The 25,751-nt window shown below is 42.7% G+C and carries 13 protein-coding genes; 6 read left to right on the forward strand and 7 right to left on the reverse strand.

Annotated features, from left to right (window positions below):
- Nucleotides 1-63: 63 nt before the first annotated feature.
- From DTQ70_RS03690 to DTQ70_RS03700, 3 genes are all read left to right on the forward strand, one after another.
- On the forward strand, nt 64-8,826 hold the full coding sequence (locus tag DTQ70_RS03690) for an Ig-like domain-containing protein (RefSeq protein ID WP_164489846.1): 8,763 nt from the start codon (nt 64-66) through the stop codon (nt 8,824-8,826).
- 76 nt (nt 8,827-8,902) lie between these two features.
- A complete protein-coding gene (locus tag DTQ70_RS03695; RefSeq protein WP_122929556.1) occupies nt 8,903-13,951 on the forward strand; it encodes a hypothetical protein in 5,049 nt (1,682 codons plus the stop codon).
- Nucleotides 13,952-14,022: 71 nt separating this feature from the next.
- Entirely contained in the window at nt 14,023-15,825 is a 1,803-nt protein-coding gene (locus DTQ70_RS03700) for a DUF11 domain-containing protein (protein WP_122929557.1), read from the forward strand.
- Nucleotides 15,826-15,960: 135 nt separating this feature from the next.
- Here the strand turns inward: DTQ70_RS03700 and DTQ70_RS03705 are convergent, their stop codons facing one another.
- Complete coding sequence (locus DTQ70_RS03705; RefSeq protein ID WP_122929558.1) at nt 15,961-17,502, reverse strand: alpha-N-arabinofuranosidase; 1,542 nt, start codon at nt 17,500-17,502, stop codon at nt 15,961-15,963.
- Between the two features lie 151 nt (nt 17,503-17,653).
- Between DTQ70_RS03705 and DTQ70_RS03710 the strand changes: the two genes are divergently transcribed.
- Nucleotides 17,654-18,112, forward strand: a complete 459-nt coding sequence (locus tag DTQ70_RS03710; RefSeq protein WP_122934259.1) for a hypothetical protein — start codon at nt 17,654-17,656, stop codon at nt 18,110-18,112.
- A 421-nt stretch (nt 18,113-18,533) separates the two neighbouring features.
- Here the strand turns inward: DTQ70_RS03710 and DTQ70_RS03715 are convergent, their stop codons facing one another.
- The 5 genes from DTQ70_RS03715 to DTQ70_RS03735 are packed head-to-tail and all read right to left on the reverse strand — an operon-like array spanning nt 18,534 to nt 22,074.
- Nucleotides 18,534-19,337, reverse strand: coding sequence for a lipid II flippase family protein (locus DTQ70_RS03715; RefSeq protein WP_122929559.1), 804 nt, complete (start codon nt 19,335-19,337; stop codon nt 18,534-18,536).
- Between the two features lie 10 nt (nt 19,338-19,347).
- Nucleotides 19,348-20,049: a hypothetical protein gene (locus DTQ70_RS03720; RefSeq protein ID WP_122929560.1), complete on the reverse strand. Its 702-nt coding sequence runs from the start codon at nt 20,047-20,049 to the stop codon at nt 19,348-19,350.
- Nucleotide 20,050: 1 nt separating this feature from the next.
- Entirely contained in the window at nt 20,051-20,641 is a 591-nt protein-coding gene (locus DTQ70_RS03725) for a DegT/DnrJ/EryC1/StrS family aminotransferase (RefSeq protein ID WP_122929561.1), read from the reverse strand.
- Nucleotides 20,631-21,278, reverse strand: a complete 648-nt coding sequence (locus DTQ70_RS03730) for a hypothetical protein (protein WP_122929562.1) — start codon at nt 21,276-21,278, stop codon at nt 20,631-20,633. Before DTQ70_RS03730 ends, DTQ70_RS03725 begins: the two co-directional genes overlap by 11 nt.
- Nucleotides 21,241-22,074 carry a 3-keto-5-aminohexanoate cleavage protein gene (locus DTQ70_RS03735; protein ID WP_122929563.1) on the reverse strand — a complete coding sequence of 278 codons (834 nt, stop codon included), beginning with the start codon at nt 22,072-22,074 and terminating at the stop codon, nt 21,241-21,243. The genes DTQ70_RS03730 and DTQ70_RS03735 overlap by 38 nt, the downstream gene beginning before the upstream one ends.
- Nucleotides 22,075-22,474: 400 nt before the next feature.
- On the opposite strand from DTQ70_RS03735, the gene DTQ70_RS03740 reads away from it, so the two are divergent.
- Nucleotides 22,475-22,678, forward strand: coding sequence for a hypothetical protein (locus DTQ70_RS03740; RefSeq protein WP_122929564.1), 204 nt, complete (start codon nt 22,475-22,477; stop codon nt 22,676-22,678).
- Nucleotides 22,679-23,735: 1,057 nt separating this feature from the next.
- On the opposite strand, the gene DTQ70_RS03750 is transcribed toward DTQ70_RS03740, so the two are convergent.
- Nucleotides 23,736-25,172 (reverse strand): MBOAT family protein, encoded by a 1,437-nt coding sequence (locus DTQ70_RS03750; RefSeq protein ID WP_122929566.1) that lies wholly within the window; start codon nt 25,170-25,172, stop codon nt 23,736-23,738.
- A 75-nt stretch (nt 25,173-25,247) separates the two neighbouring features.
- Between DTQ70_RS03750 and DTQ70_RS03755 the strand changes: the two genes are divergently transcribed.
- Complete coding sequence (locus tag DTQ70_RS03755) at nt 25,248-25,505, forward strand: hypothetical protein (protein WP_122929567.1); 258 nt, start codon at nt 25,248-25,250, stop codon at nt 25,503-25,505.
- Nucleotides 25,506-25,751: the final 246 nt, after the last annotated feature.

Consider the following 25,751-nt stretch of genomic DNA (forward strand, 5'->3'; position numbering starts at 1 on the left):
ATTTTCTGTCTCAATCGAATTAAAATCAATATTATGGAAACAATTTATACAACTAAGCAAATAATGATAAGGTCTGCGAAGATTTATTATTATTTGTCACGAATCACGGTTGTTTTATGCCTGTTTTTGGGGTTTGTAGGGGTTATCCATGCCCAGACGGTGACCATTACCTCAACCAAATCAAGTATGGTTTATAGAGGGCAAACTTCCCGAAACTTTGGCTCATGCCAGGGCATCGGCCCAGATAATGCGACCAATTACCAGCAAAATCCTCTTATCCAATTTGATTTATCGGCTATTCCTGCTGGCGCAACCATCACCTCAGCCTCCCTCCGAATGGTACACGCTCCAAACGGTACAGGATGGGATAACGAGTCGGGTTCATCCTTCACCTCAATCATCAGAAGAGTTACGACTGATTGGGTAGAAGGGAGTGTATGTAACACAACTCAATCAGGGTCTTCCACTTGGAACAGCCCTGGAAGTGGTAGCTGGACAGGAGGGAGTTTTGCAGGTACTAACTATGGCACACTAACGGCTGGTGCGTCTGATGCTACAGGTACAGTTTATAATATCACCATTACTACCTTAGTGCAAGAGTGGTACAGTAACACCTCTCCGAATTATGGTTTGGGTATAGTACCCCAATCCCTTGTAGGTGACAAAGAAGAATCATGGTATTACATGTACAGCGATGATGCTGCTGATGCGAATAACCGTCCGCAGCTTATTGTCAACTATTCGTTGCCACCAGTAGGTGGTACGGCCAGTAAAACGGATGCCTGTATCGGTGTGGCCAATGGCACAATAACAGTATCCAGCCCAACTGGAGGAAGCGGCACGTACCAGTACCGAGTTAATTCAGGCACTTGGCAGAATAGCAATGTATTTAGTAGCCTTGTAGCTGGGACTTATACAGTGCAGATACGAGACGCGAATAATATAACGAACCAGACAACGCTCTCCTCCCAAACAATCGGCAATTTACCCGACTCCGACGGGGATAATATTTCGGATGCGTGCGATTTGGACGATGACAATGACGGTATATTGGATACAGTGGAGGGGGCCAGTGACACAGACGGGGATGGTCTGATTAATTCATTGGATAACGATTCTGACGGAGACGGCTGCGCCGATGCGATCGAAGGCGGGGCTGCTTTTACAACAGCAAGTGTAGATGCCAATGGCCGATTGACTGGAGGAGTTGGCACAAACGGTGTTCCAACATCTGCGGGTGGGGGTCAAACCCTTGGAGGCAGTCAAGTGGCTACGCGGGTTGTGATTGTGACCAACCCGAGTAATCAATCGGTGGCAGCGGCTGCACCAGCTTCTTTCAGCATTTCTGCTCGCGGTGATAACGCCACCTCCTACAGTGGCGGTACACCAAGCTACGGTACAGCAGGCAACGCCAACGCGGGTCTATTGTACCAGTGGTATTTGGGTGATCCTGACGCTGGTGGTACAGCCCTGACCAATACGGGGGTGTACAGCGGCGTAACAACGGCTACACTCAATATATCGAACAGTACGGGTCTGTACGGAAATAATTATTTTGTGGTGGTTACGCATAGTTCCAATGATTGCGCTCGATTCAAACGCTCAGCGGCGCTTACTTTATTCTGTGGTAGTATTACTGCCTCCGTAACATCACAAACCAATATCAATTGTTTTGGTGCCTCTACGGGTGCGGTCACCGTGGCAGGTGCAAACGGACTTGCACCATACACCTACAAACTAGGAAGTGGTTTTTTTGTGAGCTCGGGTACATTTACTAACTTAATTGCGGGCGCTTACACCGTCACTGTAAAGGATAATGGTGGATGTGAGGAAACCGTTAATTTTACCATTACGCAACCTTCGGCAGCTTTGGCAGTGAGCCAATCAACCGTACAGCCCCAATGTTTTGCCCAAGGAAGCATCACACCTACAGTCATTGGAGGAACAGCTCCCTATACCTACGACTGGGCGGACATCCCTGGCACCAACAATACCAGTAGCCGAATGGGTTTAGCCGCTGGTACGTATAATCTGACCGTTACCGATTCCAAAGGCTGTACGGTTGCGAGTGGCAACATTGTTTTGAATACTCCTAGCAATTGTGACCCCATTGATATTTGTCGGAGCAGTATCGCTGAGGTATTCTCAGTTACCCCCGATCCTGCCAATATATCCTATACTTGGACCGTTCCCTCTGGGGCAATTATCACAGCGGGGCAAGGTACGCCACAAATCACGGTGAATTGGACGGGTGTCACGCCTGGCAGGTATCAAGTGTGCGTTGTGGCGGTAAATAATTGTAACGAAAGTGCCCAGACGTGCATTGATGTAGATGTAATTCAGCCAATGGCACAAGCTTCCGTAGTCTTGCCAATTTGTAAAGATAGAACAATCAGTTTGTTGGCTACAGGAGGCGTTTCTTATGCTTGGACGGGACCAAACAACTTTACCTCATCCAGTGCTAACCCCACCATACTCAACGCGAATGCAGCCCTCCACAACGGTACTTATACAGTTGTCGTTACGGACGCAGCGGGCTGTCAGGCTACGGCCACTGTGAATGTGACGGTAGAAGATAACCCCGTGCTGACCACTGCGTCGGTCACGAATGCTACCTGTAACCAATCAAACGGTGCTATTAACATTACAGTAACTGGCGGAACACCTGCTTATGATTACGATTGGAATAACGGAGCCTCAACCGAGGACTTAACTAATTTGAGCAGTGGTAGTTATACCCTGACGGTCACGGATTCAAAAGGCTGTTTTCAGACGACTACCGTTGCTGTCATCAGTACAGATGGGCCGACTGTTACAAACACAAAGACAGATGTAACCTGCAACGGTGCAAGCACAGGCTCTATAAACGTGACTGTGACGGGCGGCACAGCTCCTTACACCTATTTGTGGTCTGATGGAGCCACTACCGAAGACAGAACGGGCTTAGTTGCTGGAACTTACAGCGTGACCGTGACAGATGCCACGGGATGTAAAAGTACGACAACTGCTACCTTGACACAGCCAGCGGGGATTGTGCTTGACAATGTTAAAACGGATGTTAATTGCTTCGGTGGCTTAACAGGAAGTATAAATTTAAGCGTATCGGGCGGTACTTCACCGTACAGCTACGCATGGACTCGTAACTCAATTACTTTTTCAGGGAATATCCAAGACCTGTCCGCAATAGGAGCAGGTACTTACCAAGTAACAGTTACCGATGCCAACAGCTGTACTGCCACGCAGACGATTGTCATCACACAGCCAAGTGCCGCTTTAAGTGCCACTCGGGTTATTTCCAACGTAAGTTGCCGCAATGGCACAAATGGCCAAATTGTATTGAATGTGACGGGCGGAACTGCTCCTTACACATACGCTTGGACAGGAACAGGTGGCTTTACCGCAACGACCAAAGATATTATTAATCGTCCAGCTGGTACCTATAACGTAACCATCACGGATGCGAAGGGATGTACCTTCCCGCTGGTGAACATGCAGATTACACAACCTTCCTCTTTGATTTCAGTAGTGCCTGTTTCCCAAACCGACGTGTTGTGTTTTGGAGATGGCAATGGAAGTATCGATATCAGCGCTTCTGGCGGTACACCACCTTATACGTATGGATGGAATACTGGTGCCACTACGCAAGATATTAGTGGGCTTAATCCTGGAAATTACAATGTCGTAGTGACGGATGCCAATGGCTGTTCGGTTACTTCAAACATATTTACAATTGCTGGCCCAACAGCCCCAATATCTGCCACGATAACGCCTACTGATGCGGACTGTTTTGGTGCTTCTACTGGTGAAATTTCGATGACAAACGGCGGCGGTACACCTCCTTATACCTATTTGTGGAGCAATGGTTCAACCAGCCAAAACCTATTTAATTTGCCAGCAGGAGATTATTCGGTAACCGTTACCGACGCAAACGGATGTAAGGAAGTGTTCCAAACTTCAGTTGGACAACCCACCCAAATCATCATAACGGGGGCAATCACCAACGCCCTTTGTTCTGGTAGTGCAACGGGCGCTATCACAGTATCAGTAACGGGTGGCTCAGCTCCTTACACTTATAAGTGGATAGATGGGCCGACTTCACAAAATCGCACCAACTTAATAGCGGGTAATTATACCTTAGAAGTGACCGATAATACAGGTTGTAAAGTTTCTAAAATCTTTACAGTCAACAATACTTCCAGTCTTTCTATTTCGTCTATTACTACGCCAATCAGCTGTTTTGGCAACAACAATGGTCGGGTCAACCTCATCGTTACTGGTGGCGTGGCACCCGTTACGTTTAGCTGGTCAAATGGTGCTACCACCGAAGACATTTCGGGCTTGTCAGCAGGGACTTATTCGGTTACTGTTTCGGATGCGATTGGTTGTGTGAAAACATTAACGGCAAGCGCCGTTACTCAACCTACGCTTTTAACTGCTTCTGCTGCACAAACAAAAAGCGTAAGCTGTAAAGGTGGAAGCGACGGTGAAGCGACCGTTACGGGTAGTGGCGGAACGGCTCCTTATACCTACAATTGGTCTAATGGGGCGATGACAGCGACCGCAACGGGATTACAGGCAGGCACATACAATGTATTCGTGACAGATGCCAATGGTTGTACGGCTACTGCTTCTGTCGTTATCACTGAACCGACTACGGAACTAGAACTGTTTGTCAACGTTACAAACAACTCTTCTTGCAGTGTCAACAAAGGTGCAATTGATTTGGTTATTCAAAATGGCGTTGCGCCATTCACCTACGTATGGACTGGCCCAACCGCTATCGCGAACGTCCAAGATCCATCAAATTTACTATCAGGTGCTTATACTGTCACCGTAACTGATGCCTTGGGTTGTAGCCGTAGCATATCTGCGACTGTAGGTAGTGCCCCTGCGCTCTCTGTTAGTGTATCAGTTGAAAATCAAAGTTGCCAAGGAATTGATGGTAAAGCATTTTCAGTGGTGACAGGTGGAGTGGGGCCTTTCACTTACTCATGGTCTCCTGGTGGCATTACCACGAAAGATTTAACGGGTTTACCAGCTGGTACTTACACGGTGACGGTAACCGATGCGAATGGATGTACAGCTACTGCCTCTGGTACGTTGATTGCACCGAATTGTCAGCCGCCAGTAGCTGTCGATGACCCGTACACGACTCCTTTCAATACGCCTTTCAATGGAACAGTCGCTACCAATGATTCTGATCCTGACAATACACTGGCCGAGTTATTATTTGATCCATTGGATTCTCCGTTATTAAGCCAAGGAACCCTCGTATGGGACACAACGGGAAATGGTTCGTTTATCTTTACCCCAGCCTTAAACTTTGTGGGAGTTATTACCATTCCTTACAAAGTTTGTGATCCTACGGGTTTGTGTGATGATGCAAATTTAATCATCACCGTGAGCGCGCGTCCTCCAGTTGCCACCGACGATTTCAACAATACGCCAATCAATACGCCAGTATCGGGTAATGTGTTAACCAATGACGATGATCCACAAGGATTACCATTGACAGTCAATACAACAATACCGACCATCTGTCCGCCGAAAAACGGTACAGTGGTGATGCAGGCCAACGGCAATTATACTTATACGCCAAACAACAACTTCGTAGGCACAGACAACTTCTGCTACATAGTGTGCAGCAGCATTGGTTTGTGCGATACAGCAACGGTGACGATTGACATTATTCCGTTGGTGACCAAAAATAGTGTGGTCGCCAATGACGATGCCTCTCAAACGCAAGTGGGTGTACCTGTGAAAGTGCGAGTATTGGGCAATGACCTTGACCCGCAAGGCGACAAGTTTGCTTCGGTGACCAGAATCACTAACCCAACCAACGGAACGGTGGTTTATAACCCAGCCGACAGCAGTTTTACTTACACGCCAACGGGCTTGTTTGTGGGTAAAGATCGCTTCAAGTATGTGCTCTGTGACGTGAAAGGGGCTTGTGACACGGCAACGGTGACAATTGATGTGTTGCCATTGATTCCTGGCAATGACCCACCAGTAGCGGTTGACGATGCCAACGTTACAAGGGTCAATGTACCAGTGAGCGGCACCGTAGCGACGAACGACAGCGACCCTAACAATGATCCGCTGGTGTTCACCAAACTGACCAATCCAGTGAATGGTACGGTGGTATTCAACCCTAACGGTACTTATACCTACACACCAAATACCAACTACGCAGGCCCCGACCGATTCATTTATAAGGTTTGCGACAACGGAACGCCGAATCTGTGCGATACTGCCACGGTTTATATTACGGTATTGGTATCACCACCAATAGCGACTGATGATATTAACAACACGCCAATCAATACCCCAGTATCGGGTAATGTGTTGACCAATGACGACGATCCGCAAGGATTGCCATTGACAGTCAACACGTCGATACCAACTATCTGCCCGCCGAAACATGGTACAGTGGTGATGCAAGCCAACGGTAACTATACCTACACGCCAACCAACAACTTCGTAGGCACAGACAACTTCTGCTACGTGGTTTGCAACAGCGCAGGTTTGTGTGATACAGCAACGGTGACCATTGACATTATTCCGTTGGTGACCAAAAACAGTGTGGTCGCCAATGACGATGCTTCTCAAACGCAAGTGGGCGTACCTGTGAAAGTACGGGTGTTGGGCAATGACTTTGACCCACAAGGCGACAAGTTTGCTTCGGTGACCAGAATCACAAACCCGACCAACGGAACGGTGGTTTATAACCCAGCCGACAGCAGTTTTACTTACACGCCAACGGGCTTGTTTGTGGGTAAAGACCGCTTTAAGTATGTACTTTGTGACGTGAAAGGTGCTTGCGACACGGCCACCGTAACGATAGATGTGTTGCCATTGATTCCTGGCAATGACCCACCAGTAGCCGTGGATGATGCCAACGTTACAAGGGTCAACGTACCAGTAAGTGGCACTGTTGCGACGAATGACAGCGATCCTAACAATGACCCGCTGGTGTTTACCAAACTGACTAATCCAGCGAATGGTACGGTGGTGTTCAATCCTAACGGTACTTATACCTATACACCAAATACTAATTACGCTGGTCCCGACCGATTCATTTATAAGGTTTGCGACAACGGAACGCCGAATCTGTGCGATACTGCCACGGTTTATATTACGGTATTGGTATCACCACCAATAGCGACTGATGATATTAACAATACACCAATCAATACGCCAGTATCGGGTAATGTGTTAACCAACGACGACGATCCGCAAGGGTTGCCATTGACAGTCAACACGTCGATACCAACTATCTGCCCGCCGAAACACGGTACAGTGGTGATGCAGGCCAACGGTAATTATACTTACACACCAACCAACAACTTCGTAGGCACAGACAACTTCTGCTACGTGGTTTGCAACAGTGCAGGTTTGTGCGATACGGCAACGGTGACCATTGACATCTTACCAATCATCACTATCAACAGCGTAGTGGCTAACGACGATGCTACTCAAACGCAAGTGGGTGTACCTGTGAAAGTACGGGTATTGGGCAATGACTTTGACCCGCAAGGCGATAAGTTTGCTTCGGTGACCAGAATCACAAACCCGACCAACGGTACGGTGGTTTATAACCCAGCCGACAGCAGTTTTACTTACACGCCAACGGGCTTGTTTGTGGGTAAAGACCGCTTTAAGTATGTGCTTTGTGACGTGAAAGGGGCTTGCGACACGGCCACCGTAACGATAGATGTGTTGCCATTGATTCCTGGCAATGACCCACCAGTAGCCGTGGATGATGCCAACGTTACTCAAGTCAATGTACCAGTAAGTGGCACCGTAGCGACGAACGACAGCGATCCTAACAATGACCCGCTGGTGTTTACCAAACTGACCAATCCAGCGAATGGTACGGTGGTGTTCAACCCTAATGGTACCTATACCTACACACCGAATCCTAACTACGTAGGTCCCGACCGATTCATTTATAAGGTTTGCGATAACGGAACGCCGAATCTGTGCGATACTGCCACGGTTTACATCACGATTTTGCAAGTCACAAAGGTGGCACTGTTGCCAAAAGTGTATTTACAAGGTTCGTTGTTTGGGGTGTTCTCGGGTAATTTGATGCGCGATGATTTGCGGGCGAAAAACTTGATTCCAAGAAAATCCCCTTACCTAGCTTGGAATCCGATTACGCCTGCCGATACCATTACCTCAAACACGGTGTTGACAGTTACTGGACAAAATGCCATTGTAGATTGGGTATTTGTAGAACTCCGAAGCGCAACAGATTCTACTAAGGTTATCGACAGCCGCTCGGCCCTTGTACAACGAGATGGAGATATTGTAGATGTAGATGGTACTTCCGCTATTGTTTTCACCAGTGCCATTCCAGCAAACTACTTTGTGGTTGTCAAACACCGTAATCACTTGGGAGTCATGACCCAGAATGAAGTGCCATTAACACATGTTGCTACAGTTATTGATTTCAGATTAGCCGCAACCCCAACTTATGTTTTAGCTAATTCCCCCATTCATCAGTCGCAGGTGAATGTCGTACAAGGGAAAGCACTTTGGGCTGGTAATGCGCTTTATGACGGTCAAGTGATTTACCAAGGTACCGCCAACGACGTCAACGTTGTCTATCAGCAAGTCATTGGGGCAGCAGCCAATGTGATTGGGTTACCATTCTTCATTTTGGCAGGTTACCATACTGGTGACATCAACATGGACGGAGAGGTGATTTTCCAAGGAACAGCCAATGATATAGAGTACATCTACCAGAACGTCATAAATAACCACGGTGGTAACTCGCTCAAACAGAGTTTCTTCATTATTCAGGAACAGTTGCCTAAGTAAATACAAAACCAATTATGTGGGGGGATATTTCCCCTCACATAAAACCAAAAAAGTAACTACTTAATAGTCTTACCCCATGAAAAAACAATTACACAATCTCTTTTGGTTTGGGTTTGCGTGGATTTTAGGAATTATTCCTGCAATAGCGCAAGGCCTCTCAACAAACCAAGTCAATTACCAATTGACTTACAATCCCTCCACTCAGGTTTATACGGTTTGGGTCGTACCACAGTATAATACGCCCAACTCAAACAACCCCGAAACCAACGAGCTTGGGGCGACAGCGCAGGTATCTTTGAAAGTTCCCAAAGATTTTGTCATTCAAAATATAACTGACATAAGGGGGACTTGGGAAAAAAGTCCAACAAAATTAGGGAGCCAGCCAGAGTTTATACCAGCTAGTTTAGACCCGAATTATCGCTATTATATGATTGGAAAAAACTCAACGGAAACTAACTATGGAGCTTTTGTTAGTGGTACCCCCATTTCACTTTTCACTTTTCAAGGCAATGCTTGTTATGGAGCAGTCGGAATTTTAGCCAAAACTGACCCTTTTGTGGCAGCGGCCAGAAGCGTGTTATCGCTCAATACCGCCTGTAGTTTTTATTCACGTTCGGGACAAGCTACAAGCGGGAACGTGATACCTTTAGAGCAGTTTGTGGATAAGTTAGGCCCTGACCCTGATTGTAGTGCGCCTTCAATTAAGTTAATCAAAAGCATTGCCTCCATTACTGATAACGCTCCCACAGGTCGCGGCGTAGGTGATGTCATCAACTATACTTTCACCGTCACCAACACGGGTAACGTGTCACTCTCGGCGGTTACTTTGACCGATACAAAACTCAGTTTGAGCAACGTAGCGGTGAGCCCCAGTACACTTGCTCCAGGTGGAACAGGAACAGCCACTGCCACTTATACCATCACGCAAGCAGATGTTAACGCAGGAGGAATTGAGAATACGGCGACGGTCACAGGAACACCCTCAAGTGGGCCTTTAGCAACTGTCACTGACATATCAGATGCAGGAACCGACAACAATGCGGTGGCCATCGGCAATCCTGACGTGACGGAATCGCCCAAGTTAAACGGCACGACCGATACCGACCCGACCAATGACCCGACTGTGTTGTTGATTGCCCCAGCGCCTTCGATAAAATTAATCAAAAGCATTGCCTCTATTACGGATAATGCACCAACAGGTCGTGGCGTAGGTGATGTCATCAACTATACTTTCACCGTTACCAACATGGGTAATGTGACGCTCACAGGGGTGTCATTGACCGATGCGAAACTTAGTTTGACTAATGCAGCGGTGAGCCCTGCGACGTTATTGCCAGGCGGAACAGGCACAGCGACTGCGACTTACACCATTACGCAAGCGGATGTCAACGCGGGAGGAATTGAGAATACGGCGACGGTTACGGGTACACCACCGAATTTACCCAACGGCAATGCCGCCACGCCTGTCACTGACGTATCAGATGCAGGAACTGACAACAATGCGGTAGCCATCAGCAATCCTGATGTGACCGAATCACCAAAGTTAAACGGCACGACTGATACCGACCCGACCAATGACCCGACTGTGTTGTTGATTGCCCCAGTGCCTTCGATAAAATTAATCAAAAGCATTGCCTCTATTACGGATAATGCACCAACAGGTCGCGGCGTAGGTGATGTCATCAACTATACTTTCACTGTTACCAACACGGGTAATGTGACGCTCACAGGGGTGTCATTGACCGATGCGAAACTGAGTTTGACTAACGCAGCGGTGAGTCCTGCGACGTTATTGCCAGGTGGAACAGGGACTGCTACTGCGACTTACACCATCACGCAAGCGGATGTTAACGCGGGAGGAATTGAGAATACGGCGACGGTTACGGGTACACCACCGAATTTACCCAACGGTAATGCGGCCACGCCAGTCACTGACGTATCAGATGCAGGAACGAACAACAATGGGGTGGCCATCAGCAATCCCGACGTGACGGAATCACCAAAGTTGAACGGCACGACTGATACCGACCCGACCAATGACCCAACGGTGTTGTTGATTGCCCCAGCGCCTTCGATAAAATTAATCAAAAGCATTGCCTCTATTACGGATAATGCACCAACAGGTCGTGGCGTAGGTGATGTCATCAACTATACTTTCACCGTTACCAACACGGGTAACGTGACGCTCTCGGGAGTTGCTTTGACAGATACTAAGCTTAGTTTGACTAACGCAGCGGTGAGTCCTGCCACGTTATTGCCAGGTGGAACAGGCACAGCTACTGCGACTTACACCATCACGTTAGCGGATGTCAACGCGGGAGGAATTGAGAATACGGCGACGGTTACGGGTACACCACCGAATTTACCCAACGGTAATGCGGCCACGCCTGTCACTGACGTATCAGATGCAGGAACCGACAACAATGCGGTGGCCATCGGCAATCCTGACGTGACGGAGTCACCAAAGTTAAACGGCACGACCGATACCGACCCGACCAATGACCCGACTGTGTTGTTGATTGCCCCAGCGCCTTCGATAAAATTAATCAAAAGCATTGCCTCTGTTACGGATAATGCTCCCACAGGCCGTGGCGTAGGTGATGTCATTAACTATACTTTCACCGTTACCAACACGGGTAATGTGACGCTCACAGGGGTGTCATTGACCGATGCGAAACTGAGTTTGACTAACGCAGCGGTGAGTCCTGCGACGTTATTGCCAGGTGGCACAGGCACAGCTACTGCGACTTACACCATCACGTTAGCGGATGTCAACGCGGGAGGAATTGAGAATACGGCGACGGTTACGGGTACACCACCGAATTTACCCAACGGCAATGCCGCCACGCCTGTCACTGACGTATCAGATGCAGGAACGAACAATAATGGGGTAGCCATCGGCAATCCTGACGTGACGGAATCACCAAAGTTGAACGGCACGACTGATACCGACCCGACCAATGACCCAACGGTGTTGTTGATTGCCCCAGCGCCTTCGATAAAATTAATCAAAAGCATTGCCTCTGTTACGGATAATGCACCCACAGGCCGTGGCGTAGGTGATGTCATTAACTATACTTTCACTGTTACCAACACGGGTAATGTGACGCTCACAGGGGTGGCATTGACCGATGCCAAACTGAGTTTGACTAACGCAGCGGTGAGCCCTGCGACGTTATTGCCAGGTGGCACAGGCACAGCTACTGCAACTTATACTATCACGTTGGCGGATGTTAATGCGGGAGGAATTGAGAATACGGCGACGGTTACGGGTACACCACCGAATTTACCCAACGGCAATGCCGCCACGCCTGTCACTGACGTATCAGATGCAGGAACCGACAACAATGCGGTGGCCATCGGCAATCCTGACGTGACGGAATCACCAAAGTTGAACGGCACGACTGATACCGACCCGACCAATGACCCGACGGTGTTGGTAGTTACCCCAGCACCGAGATTAAGGTTAGTGAAATTGGCTGCTTTGGGAGGGACAGGTGCTGTAGGTGATGTCATAACTTATACTTTTACTGTCACCAACACAGGGAATGTCACCCTTACAAATCTTTCCATTGATGATGCAAAATTAAGCCTGAACAACCTGCCCGTTTCGCCAAGTACTCTTGCTCCAAACGCAACAGGCACCGCTACTGCCACTTATACGATTACCCAGGCCGACCTCAACGCAGGCGAAGTTAAAAACACTGCTATCGTGACTGGAACACCACCAAGTGGGCCAGAAGTGACAGATGTTTCTGACAGTGGAGATGAGCTGGTAGATACCCCTGCCGACCCTGATTCAGACCCAACCAATGACCCAACTGTTGTACCGCTAACCCAGAAGCCTAAAATCGGTATTGCCAAAGAGGTTGTTTCGTTTGTTAATAACCTCAACTATACTTTCGACGTGACTTTCAATATCAAAGTTAAAAACTTTGGGAATGTCCCGCTCAGTAATGTTCAGGTTTTTGACACGCTTTCTAAAACCTTCCCAAGTCCTGCCTCAACCAATGTGCTAGGAGTGAGCAGCACCAAATTTACTGTCAACCCCGCTTATACTGGTACTGCAAGTAACACGCAGCTGTTGCTACCTGGCAATGGTTTGGCCATCAGTGACAGCGGAAGCATTACTCTTACCGTGCGCGTCACTCCTAATGTATTGGTAGGATTGACTTATCTCAACATTGCCTACGCTACTGGTCAGAGTCCTTTGGGTCAAACCGTTGAAGACCAATCTCAACTTGGGAATAATCCTGATCCTGATTCAGACAAAGATCCAGAAAACAACTCTGATCCGACGCCTATTACCATTGTTCCGCCTGGAAAGCTTACGCTTTTGCCTAAAGTCTATTTGCAGGGCTCTTTGTTCGGGGTGTTTTCTGGCAGCCTAATGCGCGATGACCTGCGGGCGAAAAACCTAATTCCTAGAAAATCGCCTTACGTAGCTTGGAACCCAGTAACAGCCGCCGATACCATTACTTCAAACACGGTTCTGGGCGTCACAGGAGCTAATGCCATTGTGGATTGGGTTTTTGTTGAGTTGCGAGATGCTGATGATTCAACCGTGGTGGTTGATAGTCGTTCGGCTTTACTGCAACGTGATGGAGACATTGTAGAAGTGGACGGAACGTCGCCAATTACCTTTAACACAATTGCCCCAGCCGATTATTTTGTATCCGTTCGTCACCGAAACCACTTGGGGGTTATGTCACAAACTGCCCTGCCATTGACGCAGGTTGTTTCGACGATTGATTTTCGTTCGGCAGCCACTCCTACCTACGTGTTGGCTAACTCTCCGATTCATCAATCACAAGTGGATGTAGTTCAGGGAAAAGCCCTTTGGGCTGGCAATTCCCTATATGATGGACAAATAATCTATCAGGGTACAGACAACGACGTCAATGTCATTTATCAGCAGGTGATTGCCGCAACGGGGAATCCGTTATTGCTGCCTTTCTACATTTTGGCAGGATACTACACGGGTGATATCAACATGGACGGTGAAGTGATTTTCCAAGGGACAACCAATGACGTTGAATACATCTACCAAAACGTCATCAACAACCATAATGGGAACATCCTCAAACAAAATTTCTTCATCATTCAGGAACAGTTACCTAAATAAGCATAGATACGTTCAGGGGCGTAATGCCCCTAGAACGTCTAAAAAATTCAACGCAATAAACACAGACTACAATGAAAAACGGATTATTTACACTCGCTTGGGTTGGGCTTATTTGGGTTCATTGCTTTGTTCCCGTAGTAGCGCAACAACTCTCGACAAATCAGGTCAATTACCAATTGACCTATGATGCTCCTAGTCAGACTTATACGGCCTGGGTAGTGCCTAGATATGCCACCCCAAATTCTAATAACAGTGATGCAAATGAATTTGGCGCTACAGCGCAAGTCTCGTTGAAAGTTCCTAAAGATTTTGTGATTCAAAACATTACTGATATTCGGGGGACTTGGGAAAAAAGCCCTTTAAAGCTTGGAAATCAACCTGTGTTTGCTTCTTCCAATTTAGACCCGAACTTCCTTTATTATGTGATCGGCAAAACCCCCACTGAAGTAAATTATGGCACATTTGCCAATGGTACACCCGTTGCACTTTTTACCTTCAGGGGAAATTCTTGTCAGGGACCAGTAGGAATTTTAGCCAAAACAGACCCATTTGTAACCGTCGCAAAAACACTTGCATCACTTAATACGGCTTGTAGTTTTTACTCACGCTCTGGGCAGGCTATCAGCGGAAACGTCATTCCTTTAGAGCAGTTTGTAGATAAATTGGGGCCTGATGCTGCTTGTACTACTCCCTGTGTGAAACCTAACGCAGGCCCTGATCAGACCTTAATATGCGCCACCACCCCTCCCACAACAGCCAATTTGGTTGATGCAGCCGTGGGGCAAAAATGGAAAGTATTGAGTGTTCAGCCCAACACGACTGTAAGCATAACCACACCAGAAGGATTGGTGAGCGGCATGACAGCCTCGGGTGAATATCGGTTTGTGTTGCAAGTTCAGTCAGACTCTTTGACCTGCCGTGACACGGTTTCGGTAATAATTCCTAACTGTGTTTGTCCCCAAGTAAATATCCTAACTCCCAATGCCACAGCATGTAGAGGTAGAGCATTTTCAACGTTGAACGTAGCGATTAGTGGAAATAATACCCAAGGTGTAGGTGCGGAATGGTTTGCCAATGCTACGGGCGGTTCTGCTTTAGCCACTGGTTTAAGCTATACACCTACTGGCATAGCCACCGTGACAGATACGTTTTATGTAGCCTTAACGGGGGTTAGTGGTAACTGCCTTGCGGTGCCTCGCACTCCTGTGATTGTAACTGTACAAGACTGTAACATAGACTTATCTCTTACAGTAGCGACCAGCAACCAACAACCAGGCTTGAATGGAAATATTACTTTGACCGTAACTGTCACAAACGAAGGCCAAAATCCTGCTTCAGGGGTAGAAGTAAAGAATATTTTACCAGCGGGTATGAGTTTCCAGACATTTGCAACAGCTACGGGTACATATAATTCAGGTACGGGTACATGGACCATTGGGAATATCGCAGTAGGTCAAACAGTCACTCTATCTATCGGGGTGCAAGTAACGCAGACGGGAGTGCAGTATTTCACCGCAGAAATTTCTAAAGCAGACCAAGGTGATGTCGATTCTACTCCCAACAATGGTGTCGAAACCGAAGACGACTTTGATCGAACTTGCGTGACAGTACCCGCTCCAATTTGTGCTGGACAAATATTTGAACTTTCAATCCCGAATGGCTATACCAACATTCAATGGTACAAAGACAACCAACTTATCCCGAATGCCACTACCTCCGTTCTTCAAGTGACCCAATCAGGTACTTATCGCTTCACAGCGACCAATGTTGCTTGTCCAACGGCAGGGTGTTGTTCATTCATTTTCTTTGAAGGCGACTGCTGTCCTACCAAAGCAATATGTGTGCCTTTCACGATAACAAAAGTAAGGAAATAAGGTCGTTGACAACATTTAATAGATAAGGGTAAGTAATATATCATAACAGGGGATCATCAGATGCCCTGTTATATAGCACAAAAGTCCCCATGAGCGATGCTGATGGGGACTTTAATTTGATTTAACTACAAAAAATTATTTCTTGAGCGTCAGTGTAATGACGCTATAGGCAGGAATCGTAAGTTTTAACACTCCTTTATCGAGCTTTGCACCTGCAAATTCTTTTACTGTGATTTTGTTGGGTTGTTCAAAACTATTGAAATCATTGATTTTAGCAGAAGCGAGTATCTGACCTGACACTTTTGAGAACTCATCGCCTCGTAAATTAATGGTAACTTCGTGCGGCTTGCTGTAATCAATATTGGTTAGGGAGATTGTCATGGCACCAGCGGCATTTTTTGAAGCAGAAGCAGAAACTGCCGTCAGTTTTTTCCCTTGAAACTCATAAGACGGCGATTCGATGCTGATAGGTACCAACAGCGCATCTTGGTGAACGTTATACATTTTCATCACGTGGTACGTTGGGGTGAGCAACATTTTCTCTTCATTGGTTAAAATAACCGATTGAAGCACGTTGACGATTTGGGCGAGGTTAGCTCCCCGAACACGATCAGCGTGATTGTTGAAGATGTTGAGCGTTAGACCTGCAATCATCGCGTCGCGCATGGTATTTTGTTGGTACAAAAACCCAGGATTGGTACCAGGTTCTACGCTGTACCAGCCGCCCCATTCATCGACAATCAAGGCCACTTTTTTCTCGGGGTCGTATTTGTCCATGATGGTGCTATGTCGTGTCACAAACTCTTCCATTTTCCAGGCCTCATCCATGATTTTAAAATACTCCTGCTCGTTGAAATTAACAGAAGGGCCTTTGTCAGTCCAACTAATGACAGAATAATGGTGCAACGCAACCCCCGAAAGCATGTTATGAGGAATGTTTTTCATCAATGTTTCCGTCCATTGGTAATCGCCGTCACTTGCTCCTGAGGCGATTCGATAGAGTTTCCCTGTGTTGTTCCAGTCGGCCATAAACGTGGCGTATTGGCGGTAAATATTCGCGTAATATTCTGCTGTCATGTTTCCACCGCAGCCCCAGGCTTCATTTCCGACTCCCCAGAGTTGAACATTCCAAGGTTTTTCACGGCCGTTTTGTTTACGAAGTTCGGCCATTGGGCTACCCCCTGGATGATTAACGTAGGAAACCCAATCGACCAAATCTTTGACTGTTCCGCTCCCTACATTCCCAGCCAAATATGGCTCCGCCCCGATACGCTCACAGAGGTCGAGGAAATCGTGCGTACCAAAGCTATTGTCTTCAGTGACGCCGCCCCACCAAACGTTTACCATTTTAGGCCGTTTTTCTTTTGGGCCAATTCCATCTTTCCATTGGTATGTATCTGCAAAACATCCACCAGGCCAGCGAAGGTTGGGGATTTTGAGGTCTTTTAAGGCTTGAATGACGTCGTTACGAACCCCTGCTGTGTTAGGGATTTTTGTGTTACCTTCGCCTACATAAATGCCGCCATAAATACAACGCCCAAGGTGTTCGGCAAAATGCCCGTAAATGTGCTTGTTGATTTGGGTTTTGGCTAAGTCACTATTGAGCGTAATTTTTGTCTGGGCAGTTACGTCAAGTATCAGCCAACAGGCGACCAACGATAGTAGTACTTTCTTCATTGATTTACTGGGTAGTTAGAATATGGTTATTTTTACTATTACTAGGTAAAAATGATATTTTCTTGATTCTATACCCTGAATTCAAGAAGATTTATTTTTTTTACTACTTCTCATAGGAGAGCATAATTTGCTTAACAAAACAAAAAATAAAATGAAGAAGATAATTTGTTGGGCGCTACTTATGGGTTTAGGTGCGTGCCAAACCCAGGAAGGTCAAAGTAGCAAAAATGATACAACCAAAGTAGGGGAGGTGCCGATTGTTGGCGGTGATCTCGACAAACATGGTTGCAAAGGCTCGGCAGGCTATACTTGGTCGTCGGTAAAAAATAATTGTGTGCGATTATTTGAGCAGGGTGTTCGCCTCAACCCTCAAGATACGACCTTAAATCAGACGGTTTCGGCTTTTGTGATTTTTGCCGATGATGCCAAAGAAAATGAGGGAGAGGTAGAATTGTTTTTGCCAACCCTGGCAGATAGTTCCATTATTTTGTCGCCACTCAAAGATAACGGTGCAGGAACTTGGGGTAATGGAAATTATCTTCTAACGCAATGGAAAGGTGTATATACTTTGGAAGAAAAAAAGAAGGTACTGTACCAAGGCGGGCGCTGAAATAGTTCAACAAAAAAGCCTCAAAACAGCGCGTTTTGAGGCTTTTTTGTTGTTTTGTGATCCCGCCGACACATAGAATGTTACTTATAAGTACTGAAAATGAATGTATTGTGTTGAGTGTTTAATTTTTTGCCTAAAACAACACTGAAACATTGCATATCTTTTTAACTTGTACCTGAAAAAAAAGTAAGTAATCTTAAAATTTATCAAAGCGAGGAAGTATTACAATTTTAGCCCCGAAAGGCTAGGGAGGGGGTTGTCCACTGTCCACTTACTCTCCAAGCTCATCAATGCTGCACTCAGTCCTTGTAAGATTTCTTGCCAAGTATTTGTTTGACTCTTAGCAACCTTCCAATATAGAATCGTGCACCTGTCATACAGCACAAGCCTCTAATTTGTATTCAACTTTTTACGGACTGTATTAAAGCCATTGTACCAATACAGCTATAACCTTTGCTAAAGGTATAAGTAAAAACTGGCCTAAAAAAGTACCAAATACTCGGGCAATGATTACAAACGTAAGATATCGCCTAAAATAAGACTCTGATACTGAACCATCGACGACTTTATCAGTTAGTGTTGCATTATAAGGTTCAATAAAAAGTAACATTCCAATTGTCGCTAACCCAGAACTAAAGCCATTCATTGACAAGGAGGTAGTTCGTAAGTTCGGGTTCAAATAACCCGCATACAAGCAAGATAAAACGCTTACTGTAATAAAACCATATACGAGGCAATTGAGTAAAATCATTTTCTTAGGAATATCATCGTAGTATTTTAAACGATATACATTTTCTATCTTAGGTAAAGTTAAACTTTTTTTAAGAACAATAAATGTAGATTTTCTAATTGACTTGGTAAGTAACACAAAAATCGAACGGTGAACATACAATGCTTCAACTCCCTTTTTCATAAAACGATGAACCGTAGGAACTGCAAATGCTCCAATACACGTCCCTAAAGTTGCGCAGAATATAATTTCTCTAAAAATAAAATCATTATGTTGCGCCAAAGTAATGCCCTTCTCAACATACTTTGTCAATAAGGGGGCTTGAATAGTATTTGAGAATTGAGCAATTAAGCTAATAATATTAAAAATAGAAGTAGAAGAAGATATTTTCTTTGTTCTAACGCCTACAATTCTTGCTGATAAACTTATAATAGCAACAAAATGAATTATTACTGTCAGAATACAAACTAATATAATATCTAATGGTATAGGCATTAAGTTTAATTTATAATAAAGTCTTTAATTTTCTTTTTATTTGTACTATATTCAAATACACTTTTGCAATCCTAGGATTTGTGATTTTAAAGTTTATATTAAAAAATAAAACTTTTTTATTGACATAAATTAGTGCTCCATAGTAGTTATAAATTGAAATAGTACGATTTACAAGAAGTGTTTTTTCTTTTCCAAAGTATTCAAAACATCGACTCCAAAAATAGCAATCTCGTTTATACAAATTCGACCAATCCCACTGAACTTCTTTTAAAACAGAATGGTAGCATATTACCATTCCAGTGTCTAAATCAGTGGTTTCTGGGTTTAAAGTTGGAAAAATTGCCCTTCTTTTATTATCACTGTATGCGTAGTGCCACTGATTACCTATAATCATTCCAATAAAACCTTTTGATTCCTGTTCTTTATAAAGACTATATACTTCTTCCAAAAAAATAGTATCATCATCTAATAAGTAAAAAAAACCTTCTTTGATTGACTTGAAAACTGTGTTTCGTTTAGTTATTATATCGGAATCTAAACAGTCTATTTCGTATAATTTAACCCTTTTGTCAGTGAAAATAAAGTCGTGGTTTAGCTTTTCTCGATAAACACTCTTAGAAATATGCCAAACAATATCATCTTTCTTCGGTATAGTTCGATAGATTTTTTCCAACAATTCAAATCTATATAAGGGGGTAATAATATGAAGCATATTATCTGAAAAAGGAAAATTTTGACAAATCAGGATATACCTCAACAAGGTCAGGATTATGTTTAGGTAAATTTTGCATAAGCATTAAACCTTGCGCTGCTTCTACAGGGGTCATGTACATATTCCATCCTAGAAGGTTAATATCATCCATTTCATAACTCACTTCTTTTCTGCCTTCATATCGAACCTTTTTTAGCCATTCAACAGCGTCTTTATTATCACTCAAAATCATTCCGCCTTTACCAATTTTAAGATGTTTTTTGATGTGAAATGATAGACACATATATGAGTTAGGAATGTACATTTGGCTTGTAAGCCTTTTTGCAGAATCAAAAATAGGATAGGGTTTTAATTGATAAATACCATTCCAATCTAAGTCCTCAAATAAAACACGTCCTCCAGCATGAATAATTGATTGAGCGACTGAAATATATGTTCTTTTAGGAATTGTAACTTCTTTTATACTTAAATATTTACAACATAAAAATAAAGCGTTTGTACAAGAGTCAACTGAAACTGCATAGGGAGCGCCTGTATATTCTGCTACCTCTTCTTCAAACATTTGAACAATTTTGTAAGGATTATGCTTCATTCTCTCTTATTATTTTACATGGATTACCATATGCAATCACACCATCGGGAACGTCTTTAGTAACTAATGAGCCAGCACCAATAATTGTATTTTTACCAATGCTAACTCCGTCAATAACGTTTACTCCCATACCTATCAAAGTCTTTTCTCCGATTTTTACAAAGCCAGCAATATTTGCTCCAGGATTAATGGTTACAAAATCGTTGATTTCAGTATGATGCCCGATTGAGGCATTTCGATTAATAGATACCCAATTACCTATTCTTGTAAATGCCGCAATTGATACTAAACTATTTATGTGAACGCCAACGCCTAGATGAACTGTTGATGAGATAGAAGTGGCTTGATTTATGATATTAATATAATTTGGTGCATATTTTTCAAACTCTTGCCAAACAGTAAATTTAGATTTGGGCTTATTAACTCCTAAAAAAGTAACTTTTTCATCAGAGAAATTTTCTAGGCTCTCAAGTATTTTGATTTTAAACTTTGGATTTGTGTAAGGCTTTAAGTCGTTAATAGACAGGTTATTGACTATGCTTATCTCGGGGAATAAACGGCATGATTCTAAATTATCAAATATCATGGTTAAAGTCGGTTCACTTAACCCTAAAATTAGTAGTTTTTCTGTTTCCATATCCTAATGATCTAAATTCACTTGAGCTCATACACGAATACCCAAAATTTTTCATAATTCTACTTATACGAGAGAGTAACAAGGTGTTTGTCGTTTTCTCTTTGCCTTCGTAATAAAGATTATCTTCTAGTCCAATTCTTACGCCGTCTGCTTCTAACAATCCAAAGACATTCGCTTTCATTTGTGCTTGCCCAATTCCTCCAAAACATACTTTTGCTCCTTTTGGAAGATTGTTTATAATTGACGCTACCGTCGAAATGTCAGTTCCTGCATTAAACAAATTACCCAAAATCACATTGATGTAAAGGGGGGCTGCTAATACATTTTTTCTTAATAAATAATTAACAAAATTAAGCATCCCAGAATCAAAACACTCAATTTCAGGATTGACTCCGTATTTATTCATTTCATCAATCAACCAAAGGATTGTATCAGGATCATTGATAGAGGCGCTTTTCGGAAAATTCAAGGATGACATCGTAAGTGATGCCAAATCGGGCTGGAGGCTTAAAACTTCTGCTCTTAAAACCTTATCACTGTAAAAACGGCCACTTAGTGAGACCCCAACCACCAAATCAGGTGCATTTTCCTTGATACCATCAATAATTTTCTGATAGACTTCTCGCTTGTATGTATTGTTACCTTTAATATCTCGTGCGTGCAAATGTACTAATGTAATTCCGACTTCATAACAGGATAGCACATCATCAATTATTTCATTAAAATAAATTGGAGCTAATGAATTCTCTTTAGTGGTTTGGGTTCCTGTAGGGCATAAATTGATAATTTTCTTCATTCTTTGTAAATCCTTTTTTATCTAATAATGTTCTACAAAGGTAGCTCTAAGATTGAGGGGGTTCAAAAAATGGTACACATTTTTGTATAAAAATGCGGTGAATTGAAGTACAAAAAGTCAAGAAAACAGATACTCACTACGATTCGCCCATAAAAAAGGAGAGGGTGGGCTATTAAGTTGTTTAACTACATTTCCTTAAAGGGCGGCCTCGTTGATTATTGGCGAAGTATAGATGGTTACTTGCCAAATGAAGCCATTTTAAATCACCTTCAATGCGTAAACCTGTTTCATCAACGTGGCAGACGGGGGCTGCTTTGAACTGTTCGCCCTTTATGCAATTTGATTATTTATAATAGAAACTGTTATTACTGTAAGTTTTCTTTTTGCTACCGCTTCGGCCGTGCGTGATTTGAGAGCCGCCAAGGTAAAACAAAAGTCAGTATTTGCTTCCGAAGTATCGGTGGGGCAACTACCTACCTATGCCCTTACCGCTGGCCTCATTTCTACAATCCGAAAAATGCACCATAATATCATTCTCAATATCGAAAGTGCTCTACGAGGTACTTTTCAATGGGCTACCTTAAACAGTTACAAATCTTTATAATTTACCATATATGGAGGAATCGACTTTTAAAGCCCTTACAAGTATCTATTCAAACATAACATTGGTATAAAAGAATTGTCTCAAAAGAAGACTCAAATCTGTGCTCACATTCACTAATTTTTATTATTTACGTATATAACAATTAGCTGTTAGCTTAGTGTCAATGCAAACTAAAACTTAATACACACTACTACCTCCGCCATTACATATATATATTATTGTATGTTTGTGTTTTATTATTTTTTTTCCTAGTTTTCTAGATAAATCTTTTGCTCCTAAACAATTTAAATGGCTTAAGTCTTTAAAAATATTTTTATCTTCCTCTAATTTAATTGTATCTATTGCATAGTCTTTGAATAAACTACCTATTTGATGTTTGAAATTATCCGTTTTCCCTTTGATAGGTGACTTATTTTCAATGTTTACTAATTCTTTATGGTATGGAAATTCTATGAAAGTTATTTTGCATTTCTTTTTTATTAAATTTCGAATACCAATCAGATAAAGGTTTTGCTTATCATAAAAAAATGAAGGAATTTTTTTGTAATGATTCTTGAAATGATATAATGATAAACCTATTTGAGTCGAATCTGAATAATTATATAAACTTGTTGATTCTGAAATGTTATTTTTAGGTTTAATATTTAATTTTAAAATAGATGTAATTTCTTTTAGTGAATAATTATTTTCATATAATTGTTTTAATGCCCATAAAGATAAACCAGAACTGTTGTAGTCGTTTTCTTTTTTCTAACTTGAACAAGCTTTGATACTGAGATAATAACTTCAGAACTTTTAGGTACTTGCTCAGTGAATAATAAAAAGTCATACACACCTGCACCATGATGTGCTGAAGTGAATACTTTTTTCCTATTGTATTTGATAGTTCTTTTAAATCTATACCCTGATAAGCTTGAGAGTCCCCCCAGATAAAAATTCCTTTCTTTTTAAAAGAGTTGTTTAAATAGGCGTTGTAACTTAAAAAAAGAATTGTATAAATTAATGCTAGGCCAATATTGAACAATAGTATTTTCCTGAAAAATATTCTCATAAGTTTCTAGAATTGAAAATAGATAAATTGTTGTTCTTTTCCTCCAAACCAAAAAAATGCAATAATAATTGCATACCTTATAGGTCTTTTCCATTTTAAGCCTAAATTAGAAATTGCATATTCCCCATCTCTTCCTTTCCATTCTATAAAGATAAAAATAAAAATAAAAATTAAAGTTGACAGGCCTTTTGACATTCCCGAAAATTTCGGTATTGAAAAAAGTGACGGAGAAAAAATTTTAGAAACGTAGCTTATTGCGTGTCCGATATTTTCTGCTCTAAAGAATATCCAAGCAAACACAGTTAATCCAAAGGTTAGTAACATTAATGTAATTTCTTTTAGACTTGGAATTAATTTTCCTTGAGCCACAGTCTCTAAATTATTACGATTGTTGTTAGTTAATAAAAGTGGTAAAAAGTAAATGGCATTTAATACACCCCAAACAATAAATGTCCAATTAGCACCGTGCCAAAAACCACTTACAATGAAAATTAGAAATATGTTTCTTACTTTCAACCAAGTACTACTGCGACTACCACCTAACGGGAAATAAAGATAATCTCTAAACCAAGTTGAAAGTGAAATATGCCAACGTCTCCAAAATTCCGCAATATCTCTTGAAAAATATGGGAAATTGAAGTTTTGCATTAAGTTAAATCCCAGAAGCCTGGATGTTCCAATTGCAATATCCGAATAACCAGAAAAGTCTCCATAGATTTGAAAGGTAAAAAACAAGGCTCCTACAACAAGCGTACTACCATTCATATCAGCTGAATTGTTAAAAATTTGATTTGCAAAATCAGCACAATTATCAGCAATTACAATTTTCTTGAACAAACCCCAAAGTATTTGTCGCATTCCGTCAATTGCTTTTGTATACTCAAACTTACGTTTTTTATAAAATTGAGGAAGCAAATGTGCTCCTCTTTCAATTGGTCCTGCTACTAACTGTGGAAAAAAACTAACAAATGCAGAAAAAGAAATAAAGTCTTCTGTTGGTTCAAGTTTTCGTTTGTAAACATCAATGCTGTAACTCATAGTTTGAAACGTATAAAAGCTAATACCAACGGGCAAGATGATATTTAAAGAGTTAGCTTGAATTTTTGCCCCAAAAAGTGAAAATACACTATTGATGTTATGAAGAAAAAAGTTGTAGTATTTAAAAAAAATAAGAGATCCTAGGTTTAATAAGATACTTGTACAAAGTAGTATTTTTCTTTTTGTTAAATTTTCTTGTTTTAACAATCTTATACCAACAAAATAATCAACAAGTGAACTGAATAAGATTAAAAAAAGAAATCTCCAATTCCACCAACCATAAAAAAAATAACTTGCTGCAACTATCAGAAAATTTTGCAGTCTCAAGTTTTTGTTTGTTACAAACCAATAGAGTATAAAAAATATTGGGAAAAATATTGCAAAATCTATTGAGTTAAAAAGCATTTCTTTTGTCTATATTTTAATGTCAATTTTTAGCACTTTCGTTTCGATTAGTATAACGCACAACGACTTTGTTGTATGGCAGTATTAAAGCATCACAACCTGTTCAAAAAAGCACTGGAATGGCGAACTTTGAGATTGCCAAACCTCCAAAGTCACCGCCCTATGGGCTCCAGTACTATGCCAAAATTACACTTTTTTACTTATGTCGACAACCAAATTCCTAAAAAACTAAAAAAAGTTAAGAAGTCACAACCTGCCAAAGAAACGAACCGACTAAGCAACTGGTCTGAGTATAATAAAGCATTGATTACCAAGGGATTTGTTGCGCTTTAGCTTAGTGAAGATACGTTGATGAATTGGTATTATCAAGATCCACGCGGTGCTGGCGGCCGGCTTCGCTATTCCGACGAGTGTATTCAGGCCGATTTGGCTGTTAAAGCAGTCTTTTGACTTGCGTTTCGGTAGATTAAAGGGTTGATAAAGAGAATATTAGGTGATATTTAGATAAATCTGCAAGTACCAAGATACACTCAATTATGTCGCCGACAGGCCAAAGTAGTAGCTTTTTCAGCCCCAGTT

It is taken from the genome of Runella sp. SP2, assembly GCF_003711225.1.
Taxonomy (GTDB): Bacteria; Bacteroidota; Bacteroidia; order Cytophagales; family Spirosomataceae; genus Runella.

Bases quoted from the DNA above. Each gene is read 5' to 3' on its own strand.
- DTQ70_RS03755 (WP_122929567.1), top strand. From the start codon at position 25,248: ATGGCAGTATTAAAGCATCACAACCTGTTCAAAAAAGCACTGGAATGG.
- DTQ70_RS03700 (WP_122929557.1), top strand. From the start codon at position 14,023: ATGAAAAACGGATTATTTACACTCGCTTGGGTTGGGCTTATTTGGGTT.
- DTQ70_RS03735 (WP_122929563.1), bottom strand. From the start codon at position 22,074: ATGAAGAAAATTATCAATTTATGCCCTACAGGAACCCAAACCACTAAA.
- DTQ70_RS03725 (WP_122929561.1), bottom strand. From the start codon at position 20,641: ATGAAGCATAATCCTTACAAAATTGTTCAAATGTTTGAAGAAGAGGTA.
- DTQ70_RS03715 (WP_122929559.1), bottom strand. From the start codon at position 19,337: ATGCCTATACCATTAGATATTATATTAGTTTGTATTCTGACAGTAATA.
- DTQ70_RS03730 (WP_122929562.1), bottom strand. From the start codon at position 21,278: ATGGAAACAGAAAAACTACTAATTTTAGGGTTAAGTGAACCGACTTTA.
- DTQ70_RS03750 (WP_122929566.1), bottom strand. From the start codon at position 25,172: ATGCTTTTTAACTCAATAGATTTTGCAATATTTTTCCCAATATTTTTT.
- DTQ70_RS03720 (WP_122929560.1), bottom strand. From the start codon at position 20,049: ATGCTTCATATTATTACCCCCTTATATAGATTTGAATTGTTGGAAAAA.
- DTQ70_RS03705 (WP_122929558.1), bottom strand. From the start codon at position 17,502: ATGAAGAAAGTACTACTATCGTTGGTCGCCTGTTGGCTGATACTTGAC.
- DTQ70_RS03710 (WP_122934259.1), top strand. From the start codon at position 17,654: ATGAAGAAGATAATTTGTTGGGCGCTACTTATGGGTTTAGGTGCGTGC.
- DTQ70_RS03690 (WP_164489846.1), top strand. From the start codon at position 64: ATGATAAGGTCTGCGAAGATTTATTATTATTTGTCACGAATCACGGTT.
- DTQ70_RS03695 (WP_122929556.1), top strand. From the start codon at position 8,903: ATGAAAAAACAATTACACAATCTCTTTTGGTTTGGGTTTGCGTGGATT.